The 24,954-nt window shown below is 66.4% G+C and carries 24 protein-coding genes; 16 read left to right on the top strand and 8 right to left on the bottom strand.

Annotation, left to right across the window (positions count from 1 at the left end; all coding sequences use genetic code 11):
• Positions 1-106 precede the first annotated feature (106 nt).
• From BMY30_RS16745 to BMY30_RS18245, 4 genes are all read left to right on the top strand, one after another.
• The gene (locus BMY30_RS16745) at positions 107-673 is read left to right on the top strand and encodes an NnrU family protein (RefSeq protein WP_089715828.1); all 567 of its coding nucleotides are present in this window, start codon (positions 107-109) and stop codon (positions 671-673) included.
• Positions 674-831: 158 nt separating this feature from the next.
• Positions 832-2,064, top strand: coding sequence for a permease (locus BMY30_RS16740; protein ID WP_089715827.1), 1,233 nt, complete (start codon positions 832-834; stop codon positions 2,062-2,064).
• Positions 2,065-2,150: 86 nt separating this feature from the next.
• Entirely contained in the window at positions 2,151-2,810 is a 660-nt protein-coding gene (locus tag BMY30_RS16735; protein WP_244516258.1) for a cation diffusion facilitator family transporter, read from the top strand.
• Positions 2,811-2,825: 15 nt separating this feature from the next.
• Positions 2,826-3,080, top strand: a complete 255-nt coding sequence (locus BMY30_RS18245) for a cation transporter dimerization domain-containing protein (RefSeq protein WP_483099048.1) — start codon at positions 2,826-2,828, stop codon at positions 3,078-3,080.
• 15 nt (positions 3,081-3,095) lie between these two features.
• Here the strand turns inward: BMY30_RS18245 and BMY30_RS16730 are convergent, their stop codons facing one another.
• Genes BMY30_RS16730 through BMY30_RS16720 form a run of 3 tightly spaced genes read right to left on the bottom strand, consistent with a single transcriptional unit; the run spans position 3,096 to position 5,469 of the window.
• Positions 3,096-4,448 carry a sensor histidine kinase gene (locus BMY30_RS16730; RefSeq protein ID WP_089715824.1) on the bottom strand — a complete coding sequence of 451 codons (1,353 nt, stop codon included), beginning with the start codon at positions 4,446-4,448 and terminating at the stop codon, positions 3,096-3,098.
• A complete protein-coding gene (locus BMY30_RS16725) occupies positions 4,445-5,116 on the bottom strand; it encodes a response regulator transcription factor (RefSeq protein ID WP_089715821.1) in 672 nt (223 codons plus the stop codon). The genes BMY30_RS16730 and BMY30_RS16725 overlap by 4 nt, the downstream gene beginning before the upstream one ends.
• A complete protein-coding gene (locus BMY30_RS16720) occupies positions 5,113-5,469 on the bottom strand; it encodes a PepSY domain-containing protein (RefSeq protein WP_089715848.1) in 357 nt (118 codons plus the stop codon). The genes BMY30_RS16725 and BMY30_RS16720 overlap by 4 nt, the downstream gene beginning before the upstream one ends.
• Before the next feature lie 110 nt (positions 5,470-5,579).
• Between BMY30_RS16720 and BMY30_RS16715 the strand changes: the two genes are divergently transcribed.
• Entirely contained in the window at positions 5,580-6,047 is a 468-nt protein-coding gene (locus BMY30_RS16715; RefSeq protein ID WP_089715819.1) for a PepSY domain-containing protein, read from the top strand.
• A gap of 108 nt (positions 6,048-6,155) precedes the next feature.
• Here BMY30_RS16715 and BMY30_RS16710 read toward each other — a convergent pair whose 3' ends face one another.
• The 3 genes from BMY30_RS16710 to BMY30_RS16700 all read right to left on the bottom strand — a co-directional run bounded on the left by BMY30_RS16710 (position 6,156) and on the right by BMY30_RS16700 (position 8,519).
• Positions 6,156-6,677, bottom strand: a complete 522-nt coding sequence (locus BMY30_RS16710; protein WP_089715817.1) for a cytochrome b — start codon at positions 6,675-6,677, stop codon at positions 6,156-6,158.
• 128 nt (positions 6,678-6,805) lie between these two features.
• Positions 6,806-7,588, bottom strand: coding sequence for a TSUP family transporter (locus BMY30_RS16705; protein ID WP_089715815.1), 783 nt, complete (start codon positions 7,586-7,588; stop codon positions 6,806-6,808).
• A gap of 28 nt (positions 7,589-7,616) precedes the next feature.
• Positions 7,617-8,519 (bottom strand): LysR family transcriptional regulator, encoded by a 903-nt coding sequence (locus BMY30_RS16700; RefSeq protein WP_089715812.1) that lies wholly within the window; start codon positions 8,517-8,519, stop codon positions 7,617-7,619.
• Positions 8,520-8,696: 177 nt separating this feature from the next.
• Between BMY30_RS16700 and BMY30_RS16695 the strand changes: the two genes are divergently transcribed.
• The 11 genes from BMY30_RS16695 to BMY30_RS16645 all read left to right on the top strand — a co-directional run bounded on the left by BMY30_RS16695 (position 8,697) and on the right by BMY30_RS16645 (position 22,370).
• Positions 8,697-10,208, top strand: coding sequence for a CoA-acylating methylmalonate-semialdehyde dehydrogenase (locus BMY30_RS16695; protein ID WP_089715809.1), 1,512 nt, complete (start codon positions 8,697-8,699; stop codon positions 10,206-10,208).
• A gap of 171 nt (positions 10,209-10,379) precedes the next feature.
• Positions 10,380-12,041, top strand: coding sequence for a GMC family oxidoreductase (locus BMY30_RS16690; RefSeq protein WP_089715807.1), 1,662 nt, complete (start codon positions 10,380-10,382; stop codon positions 12,039-12,041).
• Positions 12,042-12,241: 200 nt separating this feature from the next.
• Entirely contained in the window at positions 12,242-12,448 is a 207-nt protein-coding gene (locus tag BMY30_RS16685) for a cold-shock protein (RefSeq protein ID WP_040185674.1), read from the top strand.
• 190 nt (positions 12,449-12,638) lie between these two features.
• Positions 12,639-14,408, top strand: a complete 1,770-nt coding sequence (locus BMY30_RS16680; protein WP_089715804.1) for an SLC13 family permease — start codon at positions 12,639-12,641, stop codon at positions 14,406-14,408.
• A gap of 82 nt (positions 14,409-14,490) precedes the next feature.
• Positions 14,491-15,159 (top strand): alpha/beta hydrolase, encoded by a 669-nt coding sequence (locus BMY30_RS16675; RefSeq protein ID WP_089715802.1) that lies wholly within the window; start codon positions 14,491-14,493, stop codon positions 15,157-15,159.
• Positions 15,160-15,285: 126 nt separating this feature from the next.
• Complete coding sequence (locus tag BMY30_RS16670) at positions 15,286-16,611, top strand: sensor domain-containing diguanylate cyclase (RefSeq protein WP_170840174.1); 1,326 nt, start codon at positions 15,286-15,288, stop codon at positions 16,609-16,611.
• A gap of 73 nt (positions 16,612-16,684) precedes the next feature.
• Positions 16,685-16,906, top strand: a complete 222-nt coding sequence (locus BMY30_RS16665) for a hypothetical protein (protein ID WP_089715798.1) — start codon at positions 16,685-16,687, stop codon at positions 16,904-16,906.
• 7 nt (positions 16,907-16,913) lie between these two features.
• Positions 16,914-17,588, top strand: a complete 675-nt coding sequence (locus tag BMY30_RS16660) for a hydrogenase subunit MbhD domain-containing protein (RefSeq protein ID WP_089715796.1) — start codon at positions 16,914-16,916, stop codon at positions 17,586-17,588.
• Complete coding sequence (locus tag BMY30_RS16655) at positions 17,585-19,057, top strand: complex I subunit 5 family protein (RefSeq protein ID WP_089715794.1); 1,473 nt, start codon at positions 17,585-17,587, stop codon at positions 19,055-19,057. The genes BMY30_RS16660 and BMY30_RS16655 overlap by 4 nt, the downstream gene beginning before the upstream one ends.
• Entirely contained in the window at positions 19,054-20,559 is a 1,506-nt protein-coding gene (locus BMY30_RS16650; RefSeq protein ID WP_089715792.1) for a complex I subunit 5 family protein, read from the top strand. Before BMY30_RS16655 ends, BMY30_RS16650 begins: the two co-directional genes overlap by 4 nt.
• Positions 20,556-22,370, top strand: a complete 1,815-nt coding sequence (locus BMY30_RS16645) for a complex I subunit 5 family protein (RefSeq protein WP_089715789.1) — start codon at positions 20,556-20,558, stop codon at positions 22,368-22,370. The genes BMY30_RS16650 and BMY30_RS16645 overlap by 4 nt, the downstream gene beginning before the upstream one ends.
• A 41-nt stretch (positions 22,371-22,411) precedes the next feature.
• Here the strand turns inward: BMY30_RS16645 and BMY30_RS16640 are convergent, their stop codons facing one another.
• Together BMY30_RS16640 and BMY30_RS16635 are read right to left on the bottom strand one after the other, a co-directional pair.
• Complete coding sequence (locus tag BMY30_RS16640) at positions 22,412-23,824, bottom strand: PhoH family protein (RefSeq protein ID WP_089715787.1); 1,413 nt, start codon at positions 23,822-23,824, stop codon at positions 22,412-22,414.
• 228 nt (positions 23,825-24,052) lie between these two features.
• Positions 24,053-24,954: patatin-like phospholipase family protein (locus BMY30_RS16635; protein ID WP_139195546.1), on the bottom strand; the 902-nt coding region annotated here is incomplete at its 5' end.

Below are 24,954 nucleotides of genomic sequence, written 5' to 3'. Positions count from 1 at the left end.
TCTTTGGTGCCTTAGCGCTCGTCGGCACTGGTCGTGATCAGGCCAACAGACTAGGCTGGCTGCGGTTTCGTTCCAGTTTGCCTTTTCCCTGATGGAGACTTCTACCATGACCGTGATGATTCTCGGCCTGTTGATCTTTCTCGGTATGCACTCGGTGCGCATCGTGGCGGACGACTGGCGAACCGCCCAGATTCAGCGAATGGGCGTGCTGCCCTGGAAGGCGGCCTATGGGGTGGTCTCGATCATCGGCCTAGCCCTGGCGATCTGGGGCTATGGCCAGATGCGCCTGGACCCGATGTTAGTCTGGCAGCCGCCGGTGGGCCTGCGCCATCTGGTCTCGCTGCTGATGATCCCCGCCTTCGTGCTGCTAGTGGCGGCCTATGTGCCCGGCAACCACATCAAGGCCAAGCTGGGCCATCCGATGATCATCGCCGTGAAGCTGTGGGCCTTCGCTCACCTGTTGGCCAACGGTCGGCTGGGCGACATCGTCTTCTTCGGGGCCTTCCTGCTGTGGGCGGTGTTCGACTTCCGCGCGGCCCGTCGTCGCCCGCGGCCGGACACCGCTGCTCCGGGCATGGTCGGCACCGTCGCGACCGTGGTGATCGGCCTGATGGCTTACTACCTCTTCGCCTTCCACCTGCACGTATGGGTTACCGGTGTGCCGGTGATGTGACCGGCCCCGCGCTCATCGTGTGAGCCCTTTCTTGCTTTGCCCGTCGCGGTGCTGGCTTGACCCTTGGGCTGCCCACAGGCTGTAGCTTGATGGGTCATCCATGGCGGGCCGGGGGCACCCGGTCCGCCGTTTCGTTCACTTTCGAGGTTAGCGAGACCATGGAACGTTTCCTGTCGCTATGGAACCAGGCGGCCGTCACCAGCCTGGGATTCTTCTGGATGGCCCTGTGGGCCTTCGCCCTGGGCTACTTGATCAGCAGCCTGATCCAGGTGCTGGTAACCCGGCAACGGATGCAGCGTGCCATGGGAACGGATGGCCCTCGCAGCATGCTGTTGGGAAGCGTTTTCGGCTTCATTTCCAGTTCCTGCAGCTTCGCAGCCCTGGCGACCACCCGCACGCTCTTCCAGAAGGGGGCCGGCCTGGCGCCCTCCATGGCCTTCATGCTGGCTTCCACCAACCTGGTGGTGGAGCTGGGCTTCGTAATTGCGCTCTTCCTGGGCTGGCCCTTCGTGGTAGGTGAGTATGCCGGCGGCATCCTGTTGATCCTGCTGGCCTGGGCCTTCATCCGCATCACTCGACCCGATGCCCTGATTGCGCGAGTTCGCAAGCGTCTGGAGGGCAACGAGGAGCAGGAGGAAGCTCGGGCTCCGGACTGGCGGCAGAAAATCAAGAGCCGCGAGGGCTGGCGGCAGATCGGCCAGACTTACGTCATGGAGTGGCAGATGGTCTGGAAGGACGTGCTGATCGGCTTCACCGTGGCAGGGATCATCGCGGCCTTCGTGCCGGAGAGCTTCTTCCAGGCGCTGTTCCTGGGTGCCGGTGAGGACGACCCCGGCTTCCTCGCACTGCTGGCTCAGGCACTGGTTGGCCCACTGGCCGCCTTCTTCACCTTCATCGGTTCCATGGGCAATATCCCGCTGGCCGCCGTGCTCTTCGAAAATGGTGTGAGCTTCGCCGGGGTGATGGCGTTCATCTTCTCCGACCTGGTGGTGTTGCCGGTGCTGCGCATCAATGCCACCTACTATGGGTGGCGCATGGCGCTCTACATCCTGGCGCTGTTGCTCAGCACCCTGGTGGTGACGGCCTTGCTGCTGCACTACGGCATGGACCTGCTCGGCTGGCTGCCCCAAGGAAGTGGCGCCGGCGCGATCACCGAGCGTGACTTCTTCGCGGTCAACTACGGCTTCTTTCTCAACCTGATCTTCCTGGCCGTCACGGCGGGGCTGGTCGGTCTCTGGTGGAAGGGACGCCAGGATGGCGGGCATCACCATCACCATCATGACCACGGTGGCGGTAATGTCTCACTGGGCAAGCGAGTGCTGCAGGGGCTGGTGGTGCTGGCCCTGGTCTGGCTGGCCGGGGGGCTGCTCGTGGCGCCTCTCATCGGCTGACAGGGCAAGCGGCGCGGAGAACTCGCGCCAGGTGTGAAGGACGTCTTGGCGCTGCGCTATGCTGGAAGCCTGGCAAGGGAGGGCCCATGGCTCACGATCACGACCATTCGCATCACCACCTTCATCATGCCGGGCACGACAGTCAGCGCCGGCTAGCCTGGGCGATCCTGCTCACCGGCGGCTTCATGGTCGCCGAGGTGGTGGGCGGTATCCTCTCCGGCTCGCTGGCGCTGCTGGCCGATGCCGGCCACATGCTTACCGACACCGCCGCCCTGGCGCTGGCCTGGTTCGCTGCGCGTATCAGCCGCCCCCCGGCCGATGCGAAGCGCAGCTTCGGCTACCACCGGGTTCAGATTCTTGCCGCCTTCGTCAACGGCCTGACGCTGATTGCCATCGTGGTGTGGATCGTCATCGAAGCGATCCGCCGGCTGCTCTCGCCGGTGACGGTGATGGGTACTACCATGCTGGCGATCGCCGCCCTGGGGCTTCTGGTCAACCTGGTGGTGTTCGCCATCCTGCACTTCGGCGACCGCGACAACCTCAATATCCGTGGGGCCGCCCTGCACGTGCTGGGGGACCTTCTGGGTTCGGTGGCGGCTATCGTCGCGGCCTTGGTGATACTGGCCACTGGCTGGATGCCCATCGATCCGCTGCTCTCGATGCTGGTGGCGATGCTGATCCTGCGCAGCGCCTGGAAGCTGACCCGAGAGTCCGGTCATATTCTGCTGGAGGGTGCCCCGGACTAGCTAGACGCGGCGACTCTGCGCCGCGAGATCCCCGAACAGCTCGAGGCGGTCTGCAATGTGCATCACGTGCATGTCTGGTCGCTTACGCCTGGGCGTCACCTGGTGTCGCTGCATGCGGCCATCGACGAGGGCGAGGATCGCCAGGCCGCGCTGCTAGCGATCCGCCGCCTATTGGCGGAGCGCTATGGCCTGCACCACGCCACCATCCAGCTGGAGAGCTGGCACCAGTGTGCCGACGAGCCCGAGCCCGACGAAGGCCATCGGGGCTGAGCCGTGTGTGACGCGTCAGGCGTAAGGCTGAAAGGGGCGGTCGGGCAGCCAGACGCGCACCGCCAGGCCGCCGAGGGGCGAGCGGGCGAGTTCCAGTCGGCCGCCACTGAGCTTCACCAGGTCGGCCACGATGGCCAGGCCCAGGCCGTTGCCCGGACGCTGCTCGTCGAGCCGGGCGCCGCGGGTAAGCGCGGCCTGACGCTGGGCCTCGTCCATGCCCGGCCCATCGTCCTCGACCTCCAGCCAGCTCCCACCGGCATCGTTGCCACCGCGTACCTCGACCCGGCCTTTGGCCCAGCGCAGGGCATTGTCCAGCAGGTTGCCGACCAGTTCCTGTAGGTCCTGCGCCTCCATGCGCACGCGCATCTCGGCCGGCAGGCGATGGCTGAGGGTGAGGCCGCGCCGCTTGGCCAGGCGGCCAAGCCCTGCAAAGATCGGCGCCAGCACGTCGCTGGCCGCGACCCGGGGCGCCAGGGCAGCGTCCCCGGCCGCCGAAGCGCGGGCCAGGTGATGTCGGACAGCGGCATCGATGCGCGTCAGTTCGTCGCGGATGCGCGTGCGCCGTGGTTCGTCGGTGCCATCGGCCAGGGTGGTCAGTACGCTCACCGGGGTCTTCAGCGCATGCGCCAGGTTGCCGGCGGCATGCCGCGCATGCGTCATCAGTCGCCGGTCCCGGTCCAGCACGCCGTTCATGGCCTGCGCGAGACGAGCGAGTTCCGGCGAGAGGCGGGTATCGAGACGCTCAGCATCGCCGTTCTCTACTTGCCGCAGGTCGGCCTGTAAGCGGCGCAGGGGGGCCAGCCCCCAGCGCACCTGAAGGGCCAGGGTGACCAGCAGCAACACCCCCAGGCCAACCAGTAAGAGCGTTACCAGTCGGGTGAAGTGGGCGAGTTCCGCGTCCAGCGTCTCCCGGGAGACGGCCACGCTGACGTGCAGAGGGCCGTCCAGCGGTGCCAGCTGAATATCGCGCTCGATAACGCGCAGTGGAGTCCCGCGCGGGCCTTCCAGGTCACGGATCATCACCTGGCGATGGGAGCGGACCGGTAGGCGCTGATCCCAAAGCGAGCGTGAGGTCAGCACCCGCTCCGCTCCGTCGCTGATCTGCCAGTACCAGCCGGAGAAGACCTGCTCGAAGCGCGGGTCCCCCAGCGAGCGCTCATGGACCAGCTGCTCCTGTGCTGGCGCCCAGGCGAGACCGGCGACGACCACATTGAGCAGGGCGTCCAGGCGCTCGTCGAAGGCGGCCGTCGCGGTGGTGCGGAAATAGTGGGAGAGTCCCGCGCCGGCCAGTGGCAGGGCGAGCGTGAGGGTCAGCAGGGAGGCCAGCAGCAGGCGGCTGGCCAGCGACAATTGTCGCAATCGCCTCATGGTGTCTCATCGCCTGCCGCTAGGCGATACCCCTGGCCCCTTAGGGTCTGGATGCGCGAGGCTCCGAGTTTTCGGCGCAGCCGACTGATTTGGACATCGATGACGTTGGAATCCGGCTCGTGGTCGCGATCGTAGACGTGTTCGGCGAGCTCGCTGCGGCTCACGACGCGGGGCGTGGCGTGGGCCAGGTAGGCCAGCAGCCGTGACTCCTGGGCGGTCAGGCTCACCGGGCGGCCGGCCAGGGTAACGCTGCCAGTGTGGGTGTCGAAGGTGAGCTCGCCGATCCTCAGCACCGGGTGGGCGTGGCCGTGGCTGCGCCGCACCAGGGCGCGCAGCCGGAACAGCACCTCGGCGGTCTCGAAGGGCTTGGTGACGTAGTCGTCGGCGCCGGCTGAGAAACCGGCGGCCTTGTCGGCCCAGCGGGTCCGGGCGGTGAGCACCAGCACCGGCGTGTCGATGGCGTCCTCGCGCCACTCGGCCAGCCAGCGGCTGCCGTCGCCGTCCGGCAGGCCCAGGTCGAGAACTACCGCGTCGTAGGCCTCGGTGCGCACCAGGAAGTCCGCCTCGCCGCCGGTGGTGGCGGTCTCCAGCAGCACCCCGGCGTCACCCAGCGCCTCTTGCAGCGCTTCGGCCAGCGGCCGGTCATCCTCCACCAGCAGCACCTTCATTCCGCGCCATCCTCGCGTTGCATCATGTTGATGTTCACGCCCTCCATGCCGATCAGCTCGCCACTGGCGGCATCGAACTCGAATTCCACCACCTGGCCCTGGGGGCCGAGCATCTCGACCTCGTAGAGCATCCGGCCATCGTCACGCTCGAGTTCCACCTCGAGTACCTGGCCCACGTAGTGGGCCTCGAGCCAATCGAGGATCTCGGGCAGGGGCACGATCTTCCCTTCGCGCACCGCCTCATGAAGGTCGCGCCATGCCTCGTCCGCTGGTGCGGGAGAGGTGGCCAGCAGGGCGAGGAGGGTGACCAGCGCCGGCAGGCGCAGGCGGGACAGCAGGCGTCGATTCTTCATGACCATAGCGTGCCAGGCCAAACATGAATGCAGCATGAATGGCCCTTTCACCCTGTGGCAAGGTCGCTGGCGGTATAACGGAGCGGCACCCATGAACGGAGGTATGACCCATGCAACGCAAGATGATCCTGAGCGCTTCCCTGGCTGCCCTGATGGGCGCCGCCACCCTGGCCCAGGCCGCGGATGATCGCCTGACCACCGAGCGCCTCGACGAGGTGCTGGTCCAGGCCGGCAGCTTCGGCTTCCAGACCTATGAGGAGATCGAGGTCAAGAGTCGCGATCGCGTGGAGGTCGAGGGCTGGCTCGACGACGAGTGGCAGGCCGAGGTGCGCTTCGACCTGGCCAGCGGCGAGAGCCTGAAGGAGGAGCGCAAGAAGCGCGACGGCGGCGCCTGGGGCCTCGGTGAGGCCGAGGTGCGCGACGCCATGGCCGTCGCCGTGGCCGAGGGCCTGGTCGAGTTCGAGGAGCTCCAGGTCGACCGAGATGGCCGCGTCGAGATCGAGGGGGTTGACGCCGACGGCCGCGAGCTCGAGGTCAGGAGCCGTGGCGGCGAGCTACTCGAGGTGGAGCACGACTGACGCCTTCGCCGGGGGCCTGGCCCCCGTCGATGGAGATTTCCTTGGTTTACACTAACAGGGCCCGGCGCTATAGCTCGCGCCGGGCCCTTTCTTTGCTGTGGGCATGGTTCAGGCCATGCGCTGTAGGCTGCGTTCCCCGAGCCACCACTGGTGGGCCAGTGTGGCGAGCACATGGCCGGCGATGACAAACCACAGCAGATTGGCGAGCAGCTCGTGGGTCTCCTCGGAGGCCTCCTCGAGCCACTCGATCTCGGCCCCTGCCGCGATCAGCGGTGCGCCAAAGACGGTTACACCCTCGCCGCTGCCCCAGGCCGTGAGCAGGCCGCTTAGCGGGATCAGCAGCAGCAGGGCATAGAGGACCAGGTGGCCGAGGCGCGCGGCCAGGCGCCAGTGGCCGGGTGGATCCAGGCGGCCGCGGTTGACGACGCGCCAGGCCAATCGGAAGGCGAGCAGGGCCAGCAGCGCCATGCCGATGCTCTGATGCAGCTCCATCGCGGCACCCTCACCGAGGCCAGCGATGCCCTCCATCCACCAGTCGCTGCCCAACATGAGCAGTATCAGCACGGCCATGGTCCAGTGCAGGAAACGAGAGACCGCGCCGTAGCGGTGTTCGGTATCAAGCCAGTTCATCAGGATCACTCCTCTTGTGTGGGTACGTGATCCGTTTTACGCCGCCTGACCTTGCTGCAGCCTTAACGCCCCATTCACCTGGCGTTCATGTGGTGCCGGAGCACTCCCTGTGGGTGCCGTTATGGGCCTTAGCCTGCCGAGCTGAACAGTCCCACCACGCTGACCAGGATGAGGACGCCGCCGAGCACCCGGAAGTAGAGATTGGTGCGGCTGCCGACCATGAAACGGTGGGCACGCTCGCCGATCAGATGCCCGATCAGGGCGCACGGCAGCAGCCATAGCTGGTGGATGAGCTGTAGGTCGATGCCGGCGACCACGAAGGAGATCATCTTGATCAGCACCAGGATGAACCACAGCACGAAGAGGGTATCGCGTAGCTGGTGGGTAGCGACATGGGCGGCGAAGACCGCGACGATCAGCGGGGCGCCGATCAGCGAGGTGCCACTGACGTAGCCGCCAAGCGCCAGGAGTACGCCGTCCAGGATGCGGTTATGGCTGCGAAAGGGTCTGTCGAGCACATAGCCGACCGCGTATACCATTACGATCACGAAGATGATGCTGGTCAGCACGTCGCCCGGCAGGGTCAGCAGGCCGACCACGCCGATCAGCTTGGGGATGATCATCACCTTCATCGCCCTTAGCAGATAGCCCCAGTCGATGTTGCCCTCGCTCGGCGCCTGGCCGGCGTTGTCGGCCACCAGCTGTCGGTGGCCGCGCCAGGCGATCCAACTGGAGAAGATCAGTAGATGGATGGCGATGATCGGCAGGAAGACCAGCGGTTCGTCGAGCACCAGCAGCAGGAAGGGCAGCGACAGCACGGCACCGCCGAAGCCCAGGCTGGTACGCACGAAGCCGCTCCAGACGAAGATCAGTCCGATCAGGACGAGCTGGGGAATCTCGAGGTCGGCCATCAGGGCGCTCCTTTCCCATTTCTGAATGTCATGGCGGCAGTGCTCCCCAGACATCTGTGAGTATCTCCAGCGACTCGGCGATCACCGCCTCCTCGCCGTGATCGCGACGCCAGACGAAGCTGAGCGCGCAGGGCAGGCGCATGCCCTCGGCGACCACCAGGCCGCGCTCCTGACGCTCGGCCATGGCCAGGGCGTCCCGGGCCAGGCTGAGGCCCACGCCGGCGCGTACCAGGTCGAGCATGCAGGCTTCCTGATCCACCTGAGCCACACCGTTGGGCACGATGCCCAGCGGGTCGAGTACGCCGTGCAGCAGGCGGTGATGGGCGGAGTCCCCGGGCGTGGTGATCCACGGCAGGGCGGCGAGCCGGGGCCAGTCGGCACCGGCCAGGCGGCTACCCCAGCCGGCCGGGGCGATCACGTGGTAGTGGAAGTGAGTGAGCTCGCGGTGGGCAATCTCCGGGATGCCCGGCCCCTCGCCGGGTGGGGCCAGGAAGAAGCCGACGTCCAGCTCGCCGCGACGCACCCGCTCCAGCACGGTGCCGCTCATGCCGTGGTGCAGTTCGGTCTCGAGCTGCGGGGCGCGTTCCACCAGTCGGCGCAGGAAGGCCCCCAGGCGGATGAATTCCGGGTCGACGATGGTACCGATCTTGAGCCGGCCACGCAGCGTGCTGTGCAGGGCCCGGGCGCTCTGCTCGAAGGCGGCCATGGCCGCCAGTGCCTTCTCGGCGGCGACGAGCAGCGCACGACCATCGGCGGTGAGCTCCAGTCCCTGGGGGCGGCGCTGGAAGAGCGTGAGGCCGAGCACCACCTGGAACTGCTTGAGCTTCAGGCTCACCGCGGGCTGGGTCAGGTGCAGTCGCTCGGCGGCGCGGGAGACGCTGCCTTCCCGCGCCACGGTGACGAAGGCACGCAGAGTCTGGAGGTCCTGCATGGTGTCGCCCCTTCGGCGTAGAGTGATATCAGCTGAACTTATACACTGATTTTGAATTTCTCAATTGATCCTGATGACGATAGGGCTAATCTTGGCGCCAATGGGGCCACTTCTAACTCCCCATCCCCGACACCAGACGTATACCCCCGATTCCGACAACAACGAGACGATGTCGCCATGAGCACAGCCAGTATCCAGCATTATATCAACGGGCAAATGTCAGCCGGTGAGTCCGGCCAGCATCAGGCTGTGACCAATCCAGCCACCGGCCAGGTGACCGGCCAGGTGGCCCTGGCCTCCCAGGCCGATGTGGCCACGGCGGTGGCCGCCGCCCAGGCTGCTTTTCCGGCCTGGGCCGACACCCCGCCGATCCGCCGTGCTCGAGTGATGTTCAAGTTCCTGCAGCTGCTCAACGAGCACCAGGATGACCTGGCGCGGGCCATCACCCTGGAGCATGGCAAGGTATTAAGCGATGCTCAGGGCGAGGTAGCACGCGGCATCGACATCGTCGAATTCGCCTGTGGCATCCCGCAGCTACTCAAGGGCGACTATACCGAGCAGGTCGGCACCGGCATCGACAACTGGACGATGCGCCAGCCGCTGGGGGTGGTCGCCGGGGTCACGCCTTTCAACTTCCCGGTCATGGTGCCGATGTGGATGTTTCCCCTCGCCATTGCCACGGGTAATACCTTCATCCTCAAGCCGAGCCCGCTGGATCCCAGCCCCTCGCTGCTGATCGCCGACCTGCTCAAGCAGGCGGGGCTGCCGGATGGTGTCTTCAACGTCGTGCAGGGCGACAAGGACTCGGTGGAGGCGCTGCTCGACCACCCCGACGTCAAGGCGCTGTCGTTCGTCGGCTCCACGCCGATCGCCAACCTGATCTACGAGCGGGGAGCCCGCCACGGCAAGCGCATCCAGGCCCTGGGCGGTGCCAAGAACCACATGGTGGTGATGCCCGATGCCAACCTCGACAAGGCGGTGGATGCGTTGATCGGTGCTGCCTACGGCAGTGCCGGCGAGCGCTGCATGGCGATCAGCGTGGCGGTCCTGGTGGGTGACGTGGCCGATACAGTGGTGTCACGGGTGGCCGAGCGTGCCCGCGCGCTCAAGGTCAAGAACGGCCTGGAGCAGGATGCCGAGATGGGCCCGATCGTTACCGCCCAGGCCCACCAGCGCATCACCGGCTACATCGAGAAGGGAGTGAGCGAAGGCGCCGAACTGGTCGTCGATGGCCGCGACTTCGACACCAGCTCAACCGGCAAGGAGTGCAGCGAAGGCTTCTGGATGGGCGGCTCCTTGTTCGACCATGTTACCCCGGAGATGACCATCTACCAGGAAGAGATCTTTGGCCCGGTACTGGTCTGTGTGCGAGTGCCCGACGTCGCCACCGCCATCCAACTGATCAATGACCACGAGTTCGGTAACGGCGTGAGCTGCTTCACCGAGAGCGGCAGTGTGGCCCGTGAATTCGGTCGTCGCATCCAGGTCGGGATGGTCGGCATCAACGTGCCGATCCCGGTGCCCATGGCCTGGCACGGTTTTGGTGGCTGGAAGCGCTCGCTGTTCGGCGATACCCATGCTTACGGAGAAGAAGGAGTGCGCTTTTACACCAAGCAGAAGTCGATCATGCAGCGCTGGTCGGATTCCATCGCAGCCGGCTCCGAGTTCGCCATGCCGACCCATAAATAAGACTGGCCACCCTTTGCCCAGGCAAGAGGCGCCGGGGACAGCTTGAAGAGGGGGCCTATGCCAGGGATGGCATCGGTAGCGACCAAGGAAGGGTTCACAGCGCCCCCGGAGGGCCGGCCCCAAAGCTGCCGACGGAATAGCCTCGAGCCGATAGCGACTTGAGAGCACGCCATGGCTAAACAAGAATTCGACTACATCATCGTGGGCGCCGGTACCGCCGGCTGCCTGCTCGCCAACCGCCTGAGCGCAAACCCCGCCAATCGGGTGCTGCTGATCGAGGCGGGGGGCCGCGACAACTACCACTGGATCCATATCCCGGTGGGCTACCTCTATTGCATCGACAATCCGCGTACCGACTGGTGCTTTCGCACCGAGTCCGACCCCGGCCTCAACGGGCGTTCGCTGATCTATCCCCGCGGCAAGATCCTGGGAGGTTGCTCCAGCATCAACGGCATGCTGTATATCCGCGGCCAGTCGCGCGACTATGACGGCTGGGCCGAGCTCACCTGCGACGATGCCTGGCGCTGGGAAAACTGCCTGCCCGATTTCATGAAACACGAGGATCATCAGCGCCTGGATGCCGGCGGTGACGCCGATGCGGCGCACCGCGATTATCATGGCCATGGTGGCGAGTGGCGGATAGAGAGGCAGCGCCTCAGCTGGCAGGTGCTCGACGACTTCGCCACTGCGGCCGTGGAAGCCGGCATTCCGCGGACCCGCGATTTCAACCGCGGCGACAACGAGGGGGTCGACTACTTCGAGGTCAACCAGCGCTCGGGATGGCGCTGGAACACCGCCAAGGCCTTCCTGCGCGGCGCCGAGAAGCGTGACAACCTCACCCTCTGGCACTCTACCCAGGTGTTGGGGCTCGAGATTCAGCGAGGAGCGGAGTCCGGCCAGGGCGAAGGGCCGCGCTGTACCGGCGTGCGCGTCGAGCGTGACGGGAAGGCGACCTTGGTGCACGCCGACCGCGAGGTGATCCTCTGCGCCGGCGCCATCGGCTCGCCCCAGCTGCTGCAGCTCTCCGGCATCGGTCCGGCCGACCTGCTGCGCGAGCACGCAATTCCGGTGATCCATGACCTGCCGGGGGTCGGCGAGAACCTGCAGGACCACCTGCAGATCCGTTCGGTCTACAAGGTGAAGGGCGCCAAGACCCTCAATACCATGGCCAACTCGCTGGTGGGCAAGGCGAAGATCGGCCTGGAATACGTCCTCAAGCGCACCGGCCCCATGAGCATGGCGCCCTCGCAGCTGTGCGCCTTCACGCGCAGCAGCGACGACTATGAACATCCCAATATCGAGTACCACGTCCAGCCGCTCAGCCTTCCCGCCTTCGGCCAGCCGCTGGACGACTTCCCGGCGATCACCGCGAGTGTCTGCAACCTCAACCCGACCAGCCGTGGCACGGTGCGCATCAAGAGCGCCGACCCGCGCCAGGCGCCGGCCATCGCCACCAATTACCTGAGCACGCCCGAGGATCGCAAGGTGGCGGCGGACTCGCTGCGGGTCACGCGGCGTATCGCCGAGCAGCCCGCCTTCGCAAAGTACGCGCCGGAGGAGGTCAAGCCGGGCCTGGAGTATCAGAGCGACGATGACCTGGCCCGCCTGGCCGGCGACATCGGCACCACCATCTTCCATCCGGTGGGCACCACCAGGATGGGGCGCGATGATGACCCCATGGCGGTGGTGGACGCTCGATTGCGGGTGCGTGGGGTGGTGGGACTGCGCGTGGTGGACGCGGGCGTCATGCCGACCATCACCAGCGGCAACACCAACTCGCCGACGCTGATGATCGCCGAGAAGGCGGCGCGGTGGATTCTTGAGGCGAGGTAACACGATGGTTATCTGGGACAAATAGTATTTGACCTGCGCTCGGCAACGGGGCAATATGCCGGCAGTTGGTTAGCAAGTGGAACATCGCAAGTGGTCATCGAAAGCTCATGGCGTCGATCTCCCGGTGAAAGTTTCTTGTTTTACCCACTGCAACTCGGGTATTTCCCGGCACTATCTAACGCTATTCGAGGAATTCGATAATGGCTACTGGCACAGTTAAGTGGTTCAACGACACTAAAGGCTTCGGCTTCATTTCTCCGGACGACAACGGTGACGACCTGTTCGCTCACTTCTCCGAGATCAAGGCAGAAGGCTTCAAGTCCCTGCAAGACGGACAGAAGGTTTCCTTCGACGTCACCCAGGGCAAGAAAGGCCTCCAGGCTTCCAACATCCAGGTCATCGGCTGAACGTCGACCGATCTTGAGGTGACTGCCTCACGGCAGTTGAGAAAGGCCCGCGAAAGCGGGCCTTTCTCGTTGTGCTGCCCTTGGTTTATATATTCAAAAAAAGCATAGAAAGATTTCTAAAAATAACTTTTTAGAATATCTGGTGGCGGTCACAATGGGGGCCTTTCTCCCTTCGTCACCGGATCTGTCCATGCCGCTGGATGCCTGGCTCGCCCTCGCCGTCGTTATCGCCGTCTTCCCGCTGATGGCCTTCTCGCGCATAGGTCCCGATATCGTGCTGCTCGGTGCGGTGATCCTGCTGCTGACCCTGGGAGTGATCGACCCCGGCCAGGCCCTGGCGGGCTTCTCCAGCACGGGCCTGTTCACCGTGGCCTTCATGTATGTGCTGGTCACCAGCATCCGCGAGACCGGCGGCATCGACCTGATCATCCGCCATGTGCTGGGGCGTCCCCGCAGCGAGGGGCGGGCGCTGGTTCGCCTGCTGCTGCCGGTGGCCTCGCTGAGCGGCCTCATCAACAATACCCCCGTAGTGGCGACCTTCATCCCGGCCGTGCTGAACTGGAGCCGGCGTGTGGCCGTGCCTGCGCATCGCCTGCTGATGCCGCTCAGCTTCGCTTCGATCCTCGGCGGCACCATCACCCTGTTCGGTACCAGCACCAATCTGGTCGTGCATGGCCTACTGATCGATCGTGACCCGACGCTTGCCATGGGGCTGTTCGACATCGCCTGGGTGGGCGTGCCGGTGGCGGTGGTGGGCCTGACCTATCTGGTCCTGCTGGGACCGAGGCTGCTGCCGGCCCGGCGCGGGGCGGAGGCGGTCTTCGAGAATCCTCGTGAATTCACCATCGAGATGGAGGTGGACGCCGAGGGTCCGCTGGTCGACCACACGGTGGAGGAGGCCGGACTGCGCCACCTCCAGGAGCTGTTCCTGGTCGAGATCGAGCGGGAGGGCAATATCGTCAGCGTGGTAGGGCCGGGCGAGCGACTCAAGGGTGGCGACCGGCTGGTGTTTGCCGGCACCAGCGAGGGAGCCGTGGAGTTGCAGCAGATTCGCGGCCTGGTGCCGACCCGGCAGGGCGAGTCGAACCTCGAGAAGGACTTCAAGGAGCGCCGCCTGGTGGAGGCGGTGGTCTCCGACCAGTGCCAGTTCATCGGCCGGCGCATTCGCGACGGTCACTTCCGCACCCTCTACGGTGCCGCCGTGCTGGCGGTGTGCCGTGGCGGCGAACGAGTCGCCGGCAATCTCGGCCAGATCCGTCTGCAGCCCGCCGATGTGCTGCTGCTCGAGGCGCGCCCGCCCTTCATCGAGCGACATCGCCAGTCGCGCGATTTCCTGCTGATCAGCAAGGTCAACGGGTCGGCCCGCCCGGTCCACGAGAAGGCCTGGCTGGCCTGGGCCATCCTGGCCGGCGTGGTGCTGCTGGCCACCCTGGGCGTGATGAGCATGATGAATGCCGCCATGCTGGGCGCGGCCCTGGCGCTGGCCACCGGCTGCTGCTCGGTGGGGGCGGCCAAGCGGGGGCTGGACACCCAGGTGCTGCTGACAATCGCCGCCTCCTTCGGGCTCGGGGCGGCGCTGGAAAGTTCGGGAGCGGCGGCCACGCTGGCCGATTTGGCCCTCGGCCTGGCCGACGGCAATCCCTGGCTGCTGCTCGGCGCGGTCTATGGGCTGGTGACCTTGCTGACCTCCCTGGTGACCAACAATGCCGCCGCGGTGATCACCTTTCCGGTGGTCATGGCCAGCGCCGAGAACCTCGGCGTGAGTCCGATGCCCTACGTGGTCGCGGTGATGTTCGCCGCCTCTGCCAGCTTCCTGACACCCATCGGTTACCAGACCAATCTCATGGTCTTCGGTCCCGGTGGCTATCGCTTCAGTGACTTCCTGCGCCTTGGTGGGCTCTTGAATCTGCTGACCGCCGCGGTGGCCCTGGCCCTGATCCCGCTGATCTGGCCCTTCTGACGTCGCGCCTCGCCGTCCGCCTGCTATTGCGGTAGGGTGTCGCTTTTTGCCCGACCACTTGACCGACCATGGAAACCTGACCATGAGCCAATCCGATGAATTGATCATCGAGCCGAGAAGCGGCAGACCCGCTGATGCCTGTGTCATCATCCTCCACGGCCTGGGCGCCGATGGCCATGACTTCGAACCGCTGGTGCCGGCGCTGCCGCTACCCACGGACGATGCCGTGCGCTTCATCCTGCCCCATGCGCCACGCATGCCGGTGACCGTCAACGGCGGCATGGTCATGCCGGCCTGGTACGACATCAAGGAGATGAGCCTCGATCGCCAGATCGACGAGCCGCAATTGATGGCCTCCGCCGAGCGCATCCAGGCCCGAATGCGGGAACAGATCGAGCAGGGCATCGACAGTCGTCGCATCATCCTGGCGGGCTTCTCCCAGGGAGGGGCGGTGGCCTACCAGGCGGCCCTCTCCTTCGAGTCGCCACTGGGCGGGCTGCTGGCACTCTCCACCTACTTCGCCACGGCCGACAGCATCGAGCTTTCCGAGGCCAATCGCGGCCTGCCCATCGAGGTGCATCACGGCAGCTTCGACCCGGTGGTCCCCGAGTCGTTGGGCAAGGCCGGCTTCGAGAGGGTCGAGTCGCTGGGTTACCCGGCACGCTATCGCCGCTATCCCATGGCCCACGCGCTCTGCCCGCAGCAGATCAGTGATATCGGTCGCTGGCTCGACGAGCGACTCGACCTCTGAGGATATCGTCGTTTTTGAATGTACTGCCTTCCATCCTGGGGTAGGGTGTAAAAGATAGGGGGAAGGAGTCCCCTCTTTGAAACCGATGGGCAACTCCCAGGGTGGGGTATGGCGCGAATCAGGGACATGTGGCAGACATGGAGAAAACACAGGGCGCGGCGGGAGTCGCTGGCTGAGGGGCTGCTGGAAAACTTCCCCGGTGTCGTGATGCTCACCGATGCCTATGGAGTCATCCTGCGCATCAATCCCGGCTGCGAGCAGCATAGCGGCCATCCTGCCGAGGCCCTGCTTGGTCGCCGCATCACCTGCCTGGATGTCGACCCGCTGCATGGCGACATCAGCCATGCCCTCGCTCACTGTGTTGCCCGCCGTCAGCCCTGGCAGGGCGTGCTGCTGTGTCGCCGGGCAGACGGGCGGCTGAGCCACCAGGACGCGGTCTTCCAACCCCTCGCGGCTGGCACGGGCGAGGGGTTGCGGCTGTTGGTGACCCTTCATGATGTCACCGAATTGCGTCAACGGGCCCTGCACGACCACACCCTGCTGGAGCGCCTGCAGGGCACTCTCTCCCGACTCCCCGGGGTGGTCTTCCAGCTTCGCCAGGATGCCAGGGGCGGGCTCGACTTCCTCTATTTCAGCGACGGGCTGCGAACGTTAGCCGACTTGTCGTCGCACTCGGTGATGGACCACGCCGACGCGCTGCTGGAGCGGGTCCATAGCGAGGACCGGGAGGCCCTGGAGGCCTCCCTGGCCCAGTCGGCGGTGAGCCTGGAACCCTGGGTGCTGGAGTTCCGTATCGACACCCCTGGGGGACTGCGCTGGCTCGAGGGCCGGGCGAGCCCCACCCGCCGTGGCGATGGCACCACCCTGTGGGATGGACTTCTGCTTTGCATCACCTCGCGCAAGCAGGAAGAGCAACACACCCAGCGCCTGGTCAGCACCGACATGCTCACCGGGGTGCTCAATCGCCGGGCCTTCTTCGATTTCGGCGAGGCCGTACGTGCCCATGCCGCCCGTCAGGGCCGCTCCGTGCCGCTGGCGATGCTCGATCTCGACCACTTCAAGCGCATCAATGATGCCTATGGCCATTCCGTCGGTGACCTGGCTCTGCAGGCCTTTGCCATGACCTGTCGTGACTGCCTGCGCCCCTATGACATCTTCGCTCGACTCGGCGGAGAGGAGTTTGTCGTCATGCTGGTGGATACCGCACCCGAGGATGCCTGGAACGTGCTCGATCGCCTGCGTGCCGCGGTGGAGGCGATCGAGCTCGATGTGGCAGACACCAGGCTGCGGATCACCGTGAGCCTGGGGCAGGCCGTGCTGCCTCCGGAGGGCAGCCTGGATCTGGCGTTGTCTCAGGCCGACCAGGCGCTCTACCGGGCCAAGCATGAGGGGCGCAATCGACTCGCGGTATCCCCGGGCTATCCCCGGGTCGGCGAGAATGAATGCCAATGACCAGCCATGCAACTGGAGAATCACGGCCGATATCGGCAGGATAGGGACTACCCATAACACGAGGAGCATTGCCATGTCCCTGTCGGAAGACTTTCGCCTGCCAGTCGCCTGCCCGAGCTGCGGCAGCCACCTGATGCGGGTCTCCCAGGTAAAGAACCCCGATGACGAGGTGCACTGCGCCTCCTGCCATCGTCTCATCTGCCTCTGGCACGAGGCCCAGACCGTGCTGAAGAAGGGCCCGGGCAGCGAGAGCGAGGCCCTGATAGAGAAGGCCGTCAACCGCACCGGTAACTGAGTCAGGGGTGGCGCTGTCGGGGGAGCTCTTCCCGGCCGGTCTGCTGGTGTTCCTGGCGACGGCCTGCCTCCTCGACCGTCATCTGTTGCGTGCCTGCCTGGCCTTCATCGCCTTTGCGCTGCTGATGGCGCTGGCCTGGTGGCGGCTCGATTCGCCCTGGCTGGCACTGGTCGAGGCCACCCTGGGTGCGCTGCTGACCGGTATTACCCTCTTGCATGGACTGGGTCGTCTGGGTTCCCGGTCCTCCCTTCCTCTGCGTGACCGGGAACGTCGGCCCCGCCAACAGGCCACGGCACGCTGGCTGGCGGCTCTCGTCTGGTTGACCCTCGCGGGGGCCGCCGTCTGGGGGGTGTCGGGTAACAGCGAGCTTGCCGCGTCCGTTGAGGTGACGCGCTGGGTGTTGCTGGCCACGGGGCTCACCATCATGGCGCTGGGCCTGTGGGCCTTTGCCCACCACCTTCACCTGCTGCGTCGCCTGCTGGCCTTCAACGTGCTGGGCTCCGGGATCTTCCTGCTGTTGGCCGGTCTTGCCGGGCCTGCAGTCGAGGTCCAGGGGCTGATCCTGGTGGGGCTGGTGGTGTCGCTGATTGGCTCGGTGCTCGGTGTGGCGCTGCTGCGTCGGCTGCATGCGCAGGATGGGCGGGTGGTCCTGGGGGACGGCGGCCGGGAGGAAGCGGGATGAATGCCCCGCTGGCCCCGTCCCTGTCCTTCCCGGCGGTCGTGCTGTGGCTGGCACTGCTGGTCCCGTTGCTGTTGGGCCTGCTGGCGTGGCGCTTTCCTCCACGGCGCATGCTGCCTGTTCTGCTGGCCGGCACACCCTTGCCGCTGGCGACATTCTGGTTGCTGCATCGCGTCTCGGCCGGTGGTGAGCTCGTGGGCGTCTGGTCGCTTGGAGAGCTGCAGCTCCACTGGCGCCTGAACGGCTTGGCAGGCTTGCTGCTGCTGCTGACCCAACTGCTGCTGCTGGCCAGCGCGACCTATGCCGTCGGGTATTGGCGGGCCACCGTATTGCCCGAGCGCGCCTTCGCGGGGTTCTGGCCGCTGTTGGGAGGCCTGGCCGCGGCGCTGGGCGTGATCTGGGTGGCCGCCGATCTGCTGACCCTCTATGCGGCACTGGAGCTGATGGGGCTCACCGCCGTGGGCATGATGCTGCTGCCCGGCAAGGGCGCGGCGCTGGTGGCGGGCATGCGCTACCTGATCTATGCCCTAGTGGGGTCGCTGGCCTGGCTGCTCGGCGTGGCGCTTCTGCTGGGAGCCTCGGGACGGCTGGACCTGGCGGGGCTGGCGGCCACCACCGAGCCGGGACCGGTGACCGGCATCGCCATGGCGATGCTGGCGGCCGGGCTGCTGCTCAAGGCGGCGATCTTCCCGCTGCATGGCTGGCTGGTGCCGGTGCATGCCAGCGCCTGGACGCCGGTGAGTGCCCTCCATGGAGCCCTGGTGGTCAAGGCTTCCTTCTTCATCCTGATGCAGCTGTGGCAGCGGCTGGTGCCGGAGGGGGTGGCCGCGGCCTGGCTGCTCGGGCTGCTCGGCAGCCTGGCGGTACTCTGGGGCGGGCTACAGGCTTGGCGGGCCAACGAACTCAAGAAGGTGGTGGCCTGGTCCACGGTGGGCCAGCTGGGTTATCTGATGCTGGCCTTCCCGCTGCTGGCCGGTACCTCGGCGGCGGTGGCGACCCTGGCCTGGCAGGCCACCTGGCTGCAGCTGGCCGGGCATGCCCTGGCCAAGGCCGCCATGTTCATGGCGGCCGGCAACCTGCTGCTTGCCGCCGGCGAGAGTCGAATCACCGACCTGGCGGGGACCAGCCGGCGCTTGCCGCTCCCGCTGATGACCTTCGGCCTGGCCGCCGTGACCCTGATGGGACTGCCGCCCAGCGCCGGCTTTACCGCCAAGTGGCTGCTGCTGCAGGCGGCCATCCTCGCCGGGCAGTGGCTGTGGGTCGCGGTGCTGGTGGTCGGGAGTCTGCTCACCGCTGCCTATGTGTTCCGTGTCTTCCGCTGCGCCTTCGTCGAGGCTGCGCCCCGCCATGAGGTCCGGTCGTTACCGGCGGGCATGGACCTGATTGCCCTGCTGCTGTCGCTGTCGGCACTGGGGCTGGGGCTCGCCGCCGAGTGGCCGCTGGCGTTGCTGCGCGGGGGAGGCATGCCATGAGCGGTGGACTGCTTCTCCTGGCGACCCTTTGCACATCGCTTTTCGCCGCGGTGATGATCTTCCTGCTCCCCGAACGGGCCTTCCGGGCGCGCACCGGCCTCAACCTGGGGGCGGCGCTTATCAAGCTGAGCCTGGTGGCCTGGATGGTCTGGGGGCTCAGTCGCGGCGGCGAGTACAGCCTCGAGTTCCCGGTCCTTGAGGGGCTCGCCTTCGCGCTGCGCGCCGACCCCCTGGGAATCATGTTCGCGGGGCTCTCCTCGCTGCTCTGGCTGTTCACCACCGTCTACGCCATCGGCTACCTCGAGGACTCCCCCAACCGCAAGCGTTTCTTCGGCTTCTTCAGCCTCTGCGTGGCCAGCACCCTGGGAATCAGCCTGGCCGGCAATCTCTTCACCTTCCTGATCTTCTACGAGCTGTTGACCCTCTCGACCTATCCCCTGGTGGTGCATCGCGGGACATCCCAGGCGCTGGCGGCGGGCCGGGTCTACCTGCGCTTCACCCTGACCGCTGGCCTGGTGCTGATGATCGGCATGGTCGCCCTGCATGCTCTGGCCGGCGACATCCGTTTCGGTGAGCGGGAGATCCTGGCCGGGTTGAGTCCCGACCACCGCCCGCTGCTGGTGGGCCTCTTCTGGGGGCTGATCGCCGGTTTCGGCGTCAAGGCCGCCCTGGTGCCGCTGCACGGCTGGTTGCCGCGAGCCATGGTGGCGCCGGCGCCGGTCAGCGCCCTGTTGCATGCGGTGGCGGTGGTCAAGGCCGGTGCCTTCGGCATCGTGCGGTTGGTCTACGACGTCTACGGCATCGAGCTGAGCGCCGAACTCGGGCTGTTGACCGGCCTGGTGGTCGTGGCCGCGGTGACCATTCTCTATGGCTCGCTGCGCGCTCTGGCCCAACGCGAGCTCAAGCCGCTGCTGGCCTACTCCACGGTCAGCCAGGTCGCCTACATCGTGTTGGGCATCGGCCTGGGCGGTCCCTTGGGCACCATCGCCGCGTTCTCGCATCTTCTTCACCAGGGCCTGATGAAAGCCACGCTGTTCTTCTGCGCCGGCAACTACGCCGAGGAACTCGGCATTCATCGCATCGATGGCCTCGATGGCGCCGGGCGGCGCATGCCGTTGACCAGCCTGGCCTTCACGGTGGGGGCGCTGGGGATGATCGGTCTGCCGCCGGTGGTGGGCTTCTTCAGCAAGTGGTACCTGGGCACTGGGGCCATCCAGGCCGGTATGCCCTGGGTGATCGCCGTGCTGGTCGCCAGTAGCCTGCTCAGTGCCGTCTACTTCCTGCCGATCCTCGGCCGGCTGTGGTTTCGCCCAGGACCCGATCACGGCGTGGGGGAGTGGCCCGAGGAGCGCCGCCTGGGCCGGCTGGAGACCCACCCCTGGCTGCTGGTGCCGGTAGTGGCGACGGCCTTGTTCAGCCTGATGGCCGGGATGCTGGCGGGGGTGCCCTTCAGCCCGCTGGAGTGGGCGACCCGGGTGGTCAACACGGAGTACCTGCCATGAGCGATGTGCTTCTTGTCCTGACGCTGCCGGCCGCACTGCTCTGGCCACTGCTGCTGATGCTGCGAGTGCCGCTGGTGGCGGCCCTGGCCGATCGCGGCCAGCCGAGAGTTCCGCTGGATGGGCCCTGGTGCAGCGCACCATTGCCCGCCCTGTTGCTGGCTCTCGGGGTCGATGAAGGGACACTGGTGATCGACTGGTGGCTGCTCGGCGGACACTGGGCACTGGATGGAACGCGTGGCCCGCTGCTGGCCTTCACGGCATTGCTGTGGCTGCTGGCGGGGGGCTATGCCCGCGGCTACCTGGCCGGTGAGCAGGCCAGGGCGGTAGCCGGTGACGGGGCGGCCGAGGCCCGACTCATGCGCTTCGCGCTGCTCTGGCCACTGACGCTCTCCGGTAACCTCTTGCTGCTCGTCGCCGAGGACATCGCCAGTTTCTATATGGGATTCGCGGTGATGACATTCGCCGCCTATGGCCTGGTGGTGCACTCGCAGGCCCGGGACGCGCGTATCGGTGGCCTGGCCTATCTGGTGATGGCGGTGCTGGGCGAGGGCCTGATCCTGGCCGGGCTTTTGTGGGGGGCGGGCAGCGCCGGCACCACGACGTTGGGTGGACTGCGTGAGGGCATGCTCGATGCGCCGGGTGGGGCCTGGATGGGCCTGCTGCTGTGGCTCGGCTTCGGGGTCAAGGCAGGGGTGATCGGATTGCATTTCTGGTTACCACTGGCCCACCCGGTGGCGCCGACACCGGCCAGCGCGGTGCTCAGTGGAGCCATGATCAAGGCGGGCCTGGTTGGCTGGCTCTTCACCCTGCCGCTGGGCGAGTCGGCAGCCGGCGAGGCCTTCGTTTGGCTGGGGCGGACCATGCTGGTGACCGGCCTGGTGGCCGCCATCGGGGCGGCCCTTTATGGGGTCTGCCAGCGCCACCCAAAGGCGGTGTTGGCCTATTCCAGCATCAGTCAGATGGGCATGATCACTGCTCTGGTCGCCATGGGTCTCGTCGCGCCGACGCTGTGGCCGGCGTTATCGGCAGCGGTGGTGCTGTTTGCCGCCCATCACGGCCTGACCAAGGGCGCACTGTTCCTCGGGGTGGGCATCGGCGAGCACCCGCCACGCCTGCCGTCATGGCTGCTCTGGACCCTGCTGGTCTTGCCGGCGCTGTCGCTCACCGGCGCCCTGGCCTCGGGGCTGGCCGGCAAGTGGGCCTTCAAGGCGGTGCTCGATGACGGCGGCCACCCGGCGGTGGTGACCTGGCTGAGTCTGGCGGCGGTGGGGACCACGGCGTTGATGGCCCGCACGCTGTGGTGCCAGTGGCAGGGTGAGCGCCAGGCTCGCAAGGAAGGACTCGAGCGGCTGGTGTCGCCCATGCCACTGGCCTGGCTGGCGACCCTGCTGGCTGCGCTGACCTTGCCCTGGTGGCTGGGCGGTGAGCGCTTCAGACTGGGCTGGCCACCGCTAGCCGAGCTTCCCGGGCTGCTCTGGCCACTGGCCTTGGGCCTGCTGGGCTCGGTCGTGGTCTGGGCCGTGGCACGTCGACGCCCGCTGCGGCTGCCCCGGCGGTTGCCCCCCGGGGACCTCTGGTGGCTGCTTGAGAAGGGCTGGCAGCGACTCCGGGCGTTGGGGCAGGGGAACCTGGCTCGGCTCGCCAGCGCGCAGGGCACCTGGGTGGCCTGGTGGCTGGAACGCGAACGTGACGCCATCCGGGCACTGGACGGCATGACCCGTGCCGAGGGCTGGCTGCGCCACCATGCGGCGGTGCTGATGATGGGCGTGGCCGTGGGGCTGGCCCTGCTGATGCTGTTTGCCCCGGCCTGACCCGCCGGAACGGGGCAGGCCGGGTGGGGGTGGTCAGTAGGTCAGAGCAGCTCCTCGCCGGCCAGGGCCAGGCGTGAGCGCTCCACGCTCTTGAGGGTCACATGGCCGGCGTGGGGCCAGTCGCGGAAGTGCTGGACCACCGCCGCCATGCCGCAGGTGTTGGCGGTCAGATACGGCGTGTCGATCTGGCCGACGTTGCCCAGGCAGACGATCTTGGTATTGCGCCCGGCGCGAGTGATCAAGGACTTGAGTTGCTTGGGGGTGAAATTCTGCGCCTCATCGATGATCAGGAAGGTGTCGTTGAGGGTACGCCCGCGCATGAAGCCGGGAGCGCGGATCTGTACCCGTGAGCCGAGCAGCTGGCGGGTGGCGTCCTGGTTCCAGGTGCTGCTGCCGTCGTGCTCGTCGCGCAGCAGGTTGTCCATGTTGTCGTGGAAGGCCCCCATCCAGGGCGACATCTTCTCCTCCTCGGTGCCCGGCAGGAAGCCGATATCCTCGCTCATCGAGACCGGGGCCCGGGTGAAGACGATGCGCTCGAAGCGCTTGACGTCCAGGGTCTGCTGGAAGGCCGCGGCCAGGGTCATGAAGGTCTTGCCGGTGCCCGCACTGCCGGCGATGGTCACCAGGTCGATGTCGTCGTCCATCAGCAGGTTGAGGGTGAAGTTCTGGCGGCTGTCGTGGGCGTGGACGCCCCAGACGCTGGTGCCGTGACGGTAGTTGGTGAGCAGCTCGAGGTGGGCATGCTTGGGCCCCACTTCGCGCACGATGGCCTCGAAGCTGGCGCCGTGGTCGCTGTCGGAGACCAGCATCCCCAGGTGCCATTCGCGGGGGATGTCGCCGGCCAGCCGATAGACGACCCTGTGGTCCTGGCGCTCGACCTTGACCTCCACCGGCAGGCTGTCCCAGAGCCCGCTGCCATCGTGGCCGGCATCGGGATAGATCCGGACGCCGTCGATCATGGCGTCGCTGTCGTCGAAGGCGCGATCGGTGAGATAGTCCTCCACGGGCACGCCCAGCGCGGCCGCCTTGACCCGCAGGTTGATGTCCTTGGTGACCAGTATCACCGAGGCGTCCGGGCGCTCGTCGCGCAGCCGGCAGGTCTCGGCCAGGATGCGGTTGTCGGGGCTCTCCTCCAGCGGGTCCAGCGGTTTCAGGTCGTTATAGCAGAGCAGGCGCAAGCAGCCCTCGGGGCCGGTGAGCCGGGGGATGGGAATGCCGTCGCGGATCTGGTCGATATCGACGTTGGCGGTGAGGTCGGACAGGGTGCGGCTGACCTGGCGGGCGGTGCGGGCTATCTCGCGGATACCGTTCTTGTGCTTGTCGAGCTCCTCGAGCACGGTCATGGGGATGACCACCTCGTGCTCGTCGAACTGGTAGAGGGCGGCGGGATCGTGGATCAGGACATTGGTGTCCAGCACGTAGAGCCGGGTGGCCTTCTTGTCGATGCGTACCATCGGCGCAGTTCTCCTTGTCGTCATAGTGTCGACACTGCCGGCGCATGATGTCAGCGACGTGACATGGACTCCTGCGGTGTCGTCCCGCTCGATACGACACTCACCTCCTCTTTCTCGTTGGCCCTACGGGTTGGATACCTCCAGGAGGATATGGTGCCCTCCTGGCTGGAGCATGGTCGGTGCTTCATCATGCTGCAGGTAATATTCGGGTGTGCCGTCAACGCTATCTCAGCGAGTCTCCTCAATTTCCTGAAAGATGCGCTCCACGTCCAGGGTGGAGCGCTGACCCAGGTCGTCGAAGTGCTCGGTGAGCCAGGCCTCGGTGGTCTCACGTCCCAGTTCATGCAGGTGGCAGAGGAAGGCCCATTCGGCATTGAGCTTGCTCGAGACCGAGAGATGCGACAGTGGTTCGTCGCCGCTGAGGTGGTGGAGCCGGGCCTCCCCGTAACAGCCGATGTCGATGTCGTGTTCACCGAGCAGCTCCTGCACCATCACGATCGTGCGCACCTCCTTGATCAGGGCGGCATTGAAGGTGATTTCGTTGAGGCGGTTCAGGATTTCTGCGGCGCTGGTGGGTACTTCGGGGCGGTACATGGGGGTGATCTGTACTACCAGGATGTCTCCCGCGCTGCAGTCGTGCAGCAACGGCGCGAGCGAGGGGTTGCCCATGTAGCCGCCGTCCCAGTAGGCCTCGCCGTCGATCTCCACCGCCTGGAAGACCGTGGGCAGACAGGCCGAGGCCATCACCGCATCCAGGCTCATCTCCTCGCGGGAGAAGATTCGCTGCTTGCCACTGCGCACGTTGGTGGCGGTGACGAAGAGCTTGAGGTTCTCGCAGGCACGGACCCGCTCGAAGTCGACCTGTTCGGCGACGATCTTCCGAAGCGGATTGAAGTTGAAGGGATTTAACTGGTAGGGCGAGACCAGTCGGCTCATCAGGTCCAGGGTGATGTAGCCCGGGGAGTGGTCGAGACTCCAGTTGCCGATCAGCATGTCCAGCGGGGTACGGCGCACGGGGCTCGCCATGCCGGCTCGGCTGACGGCCCGCCAGAAATCACGCAGGGCCACGCGAGCGGTGGACTCGTCACCACGGGTCAGGGCATCGGCCATTACCACACCGTTCATGGCGC

The organism is Halomonas daqiaonensis (assembly GCF_900109725.1).
GTDB classification, from domain to species: Bacteria; Pseudomonadota; Gammaproteobacteria; order Pseudomonadales; family Halomonadaceae; genus Halomonas; species Halomonas daqiaonensis.
Note: the sequence above shows the minus strand (reverse complement) of the source record. Positions and strands in the feature narration are given on the sequence as shown.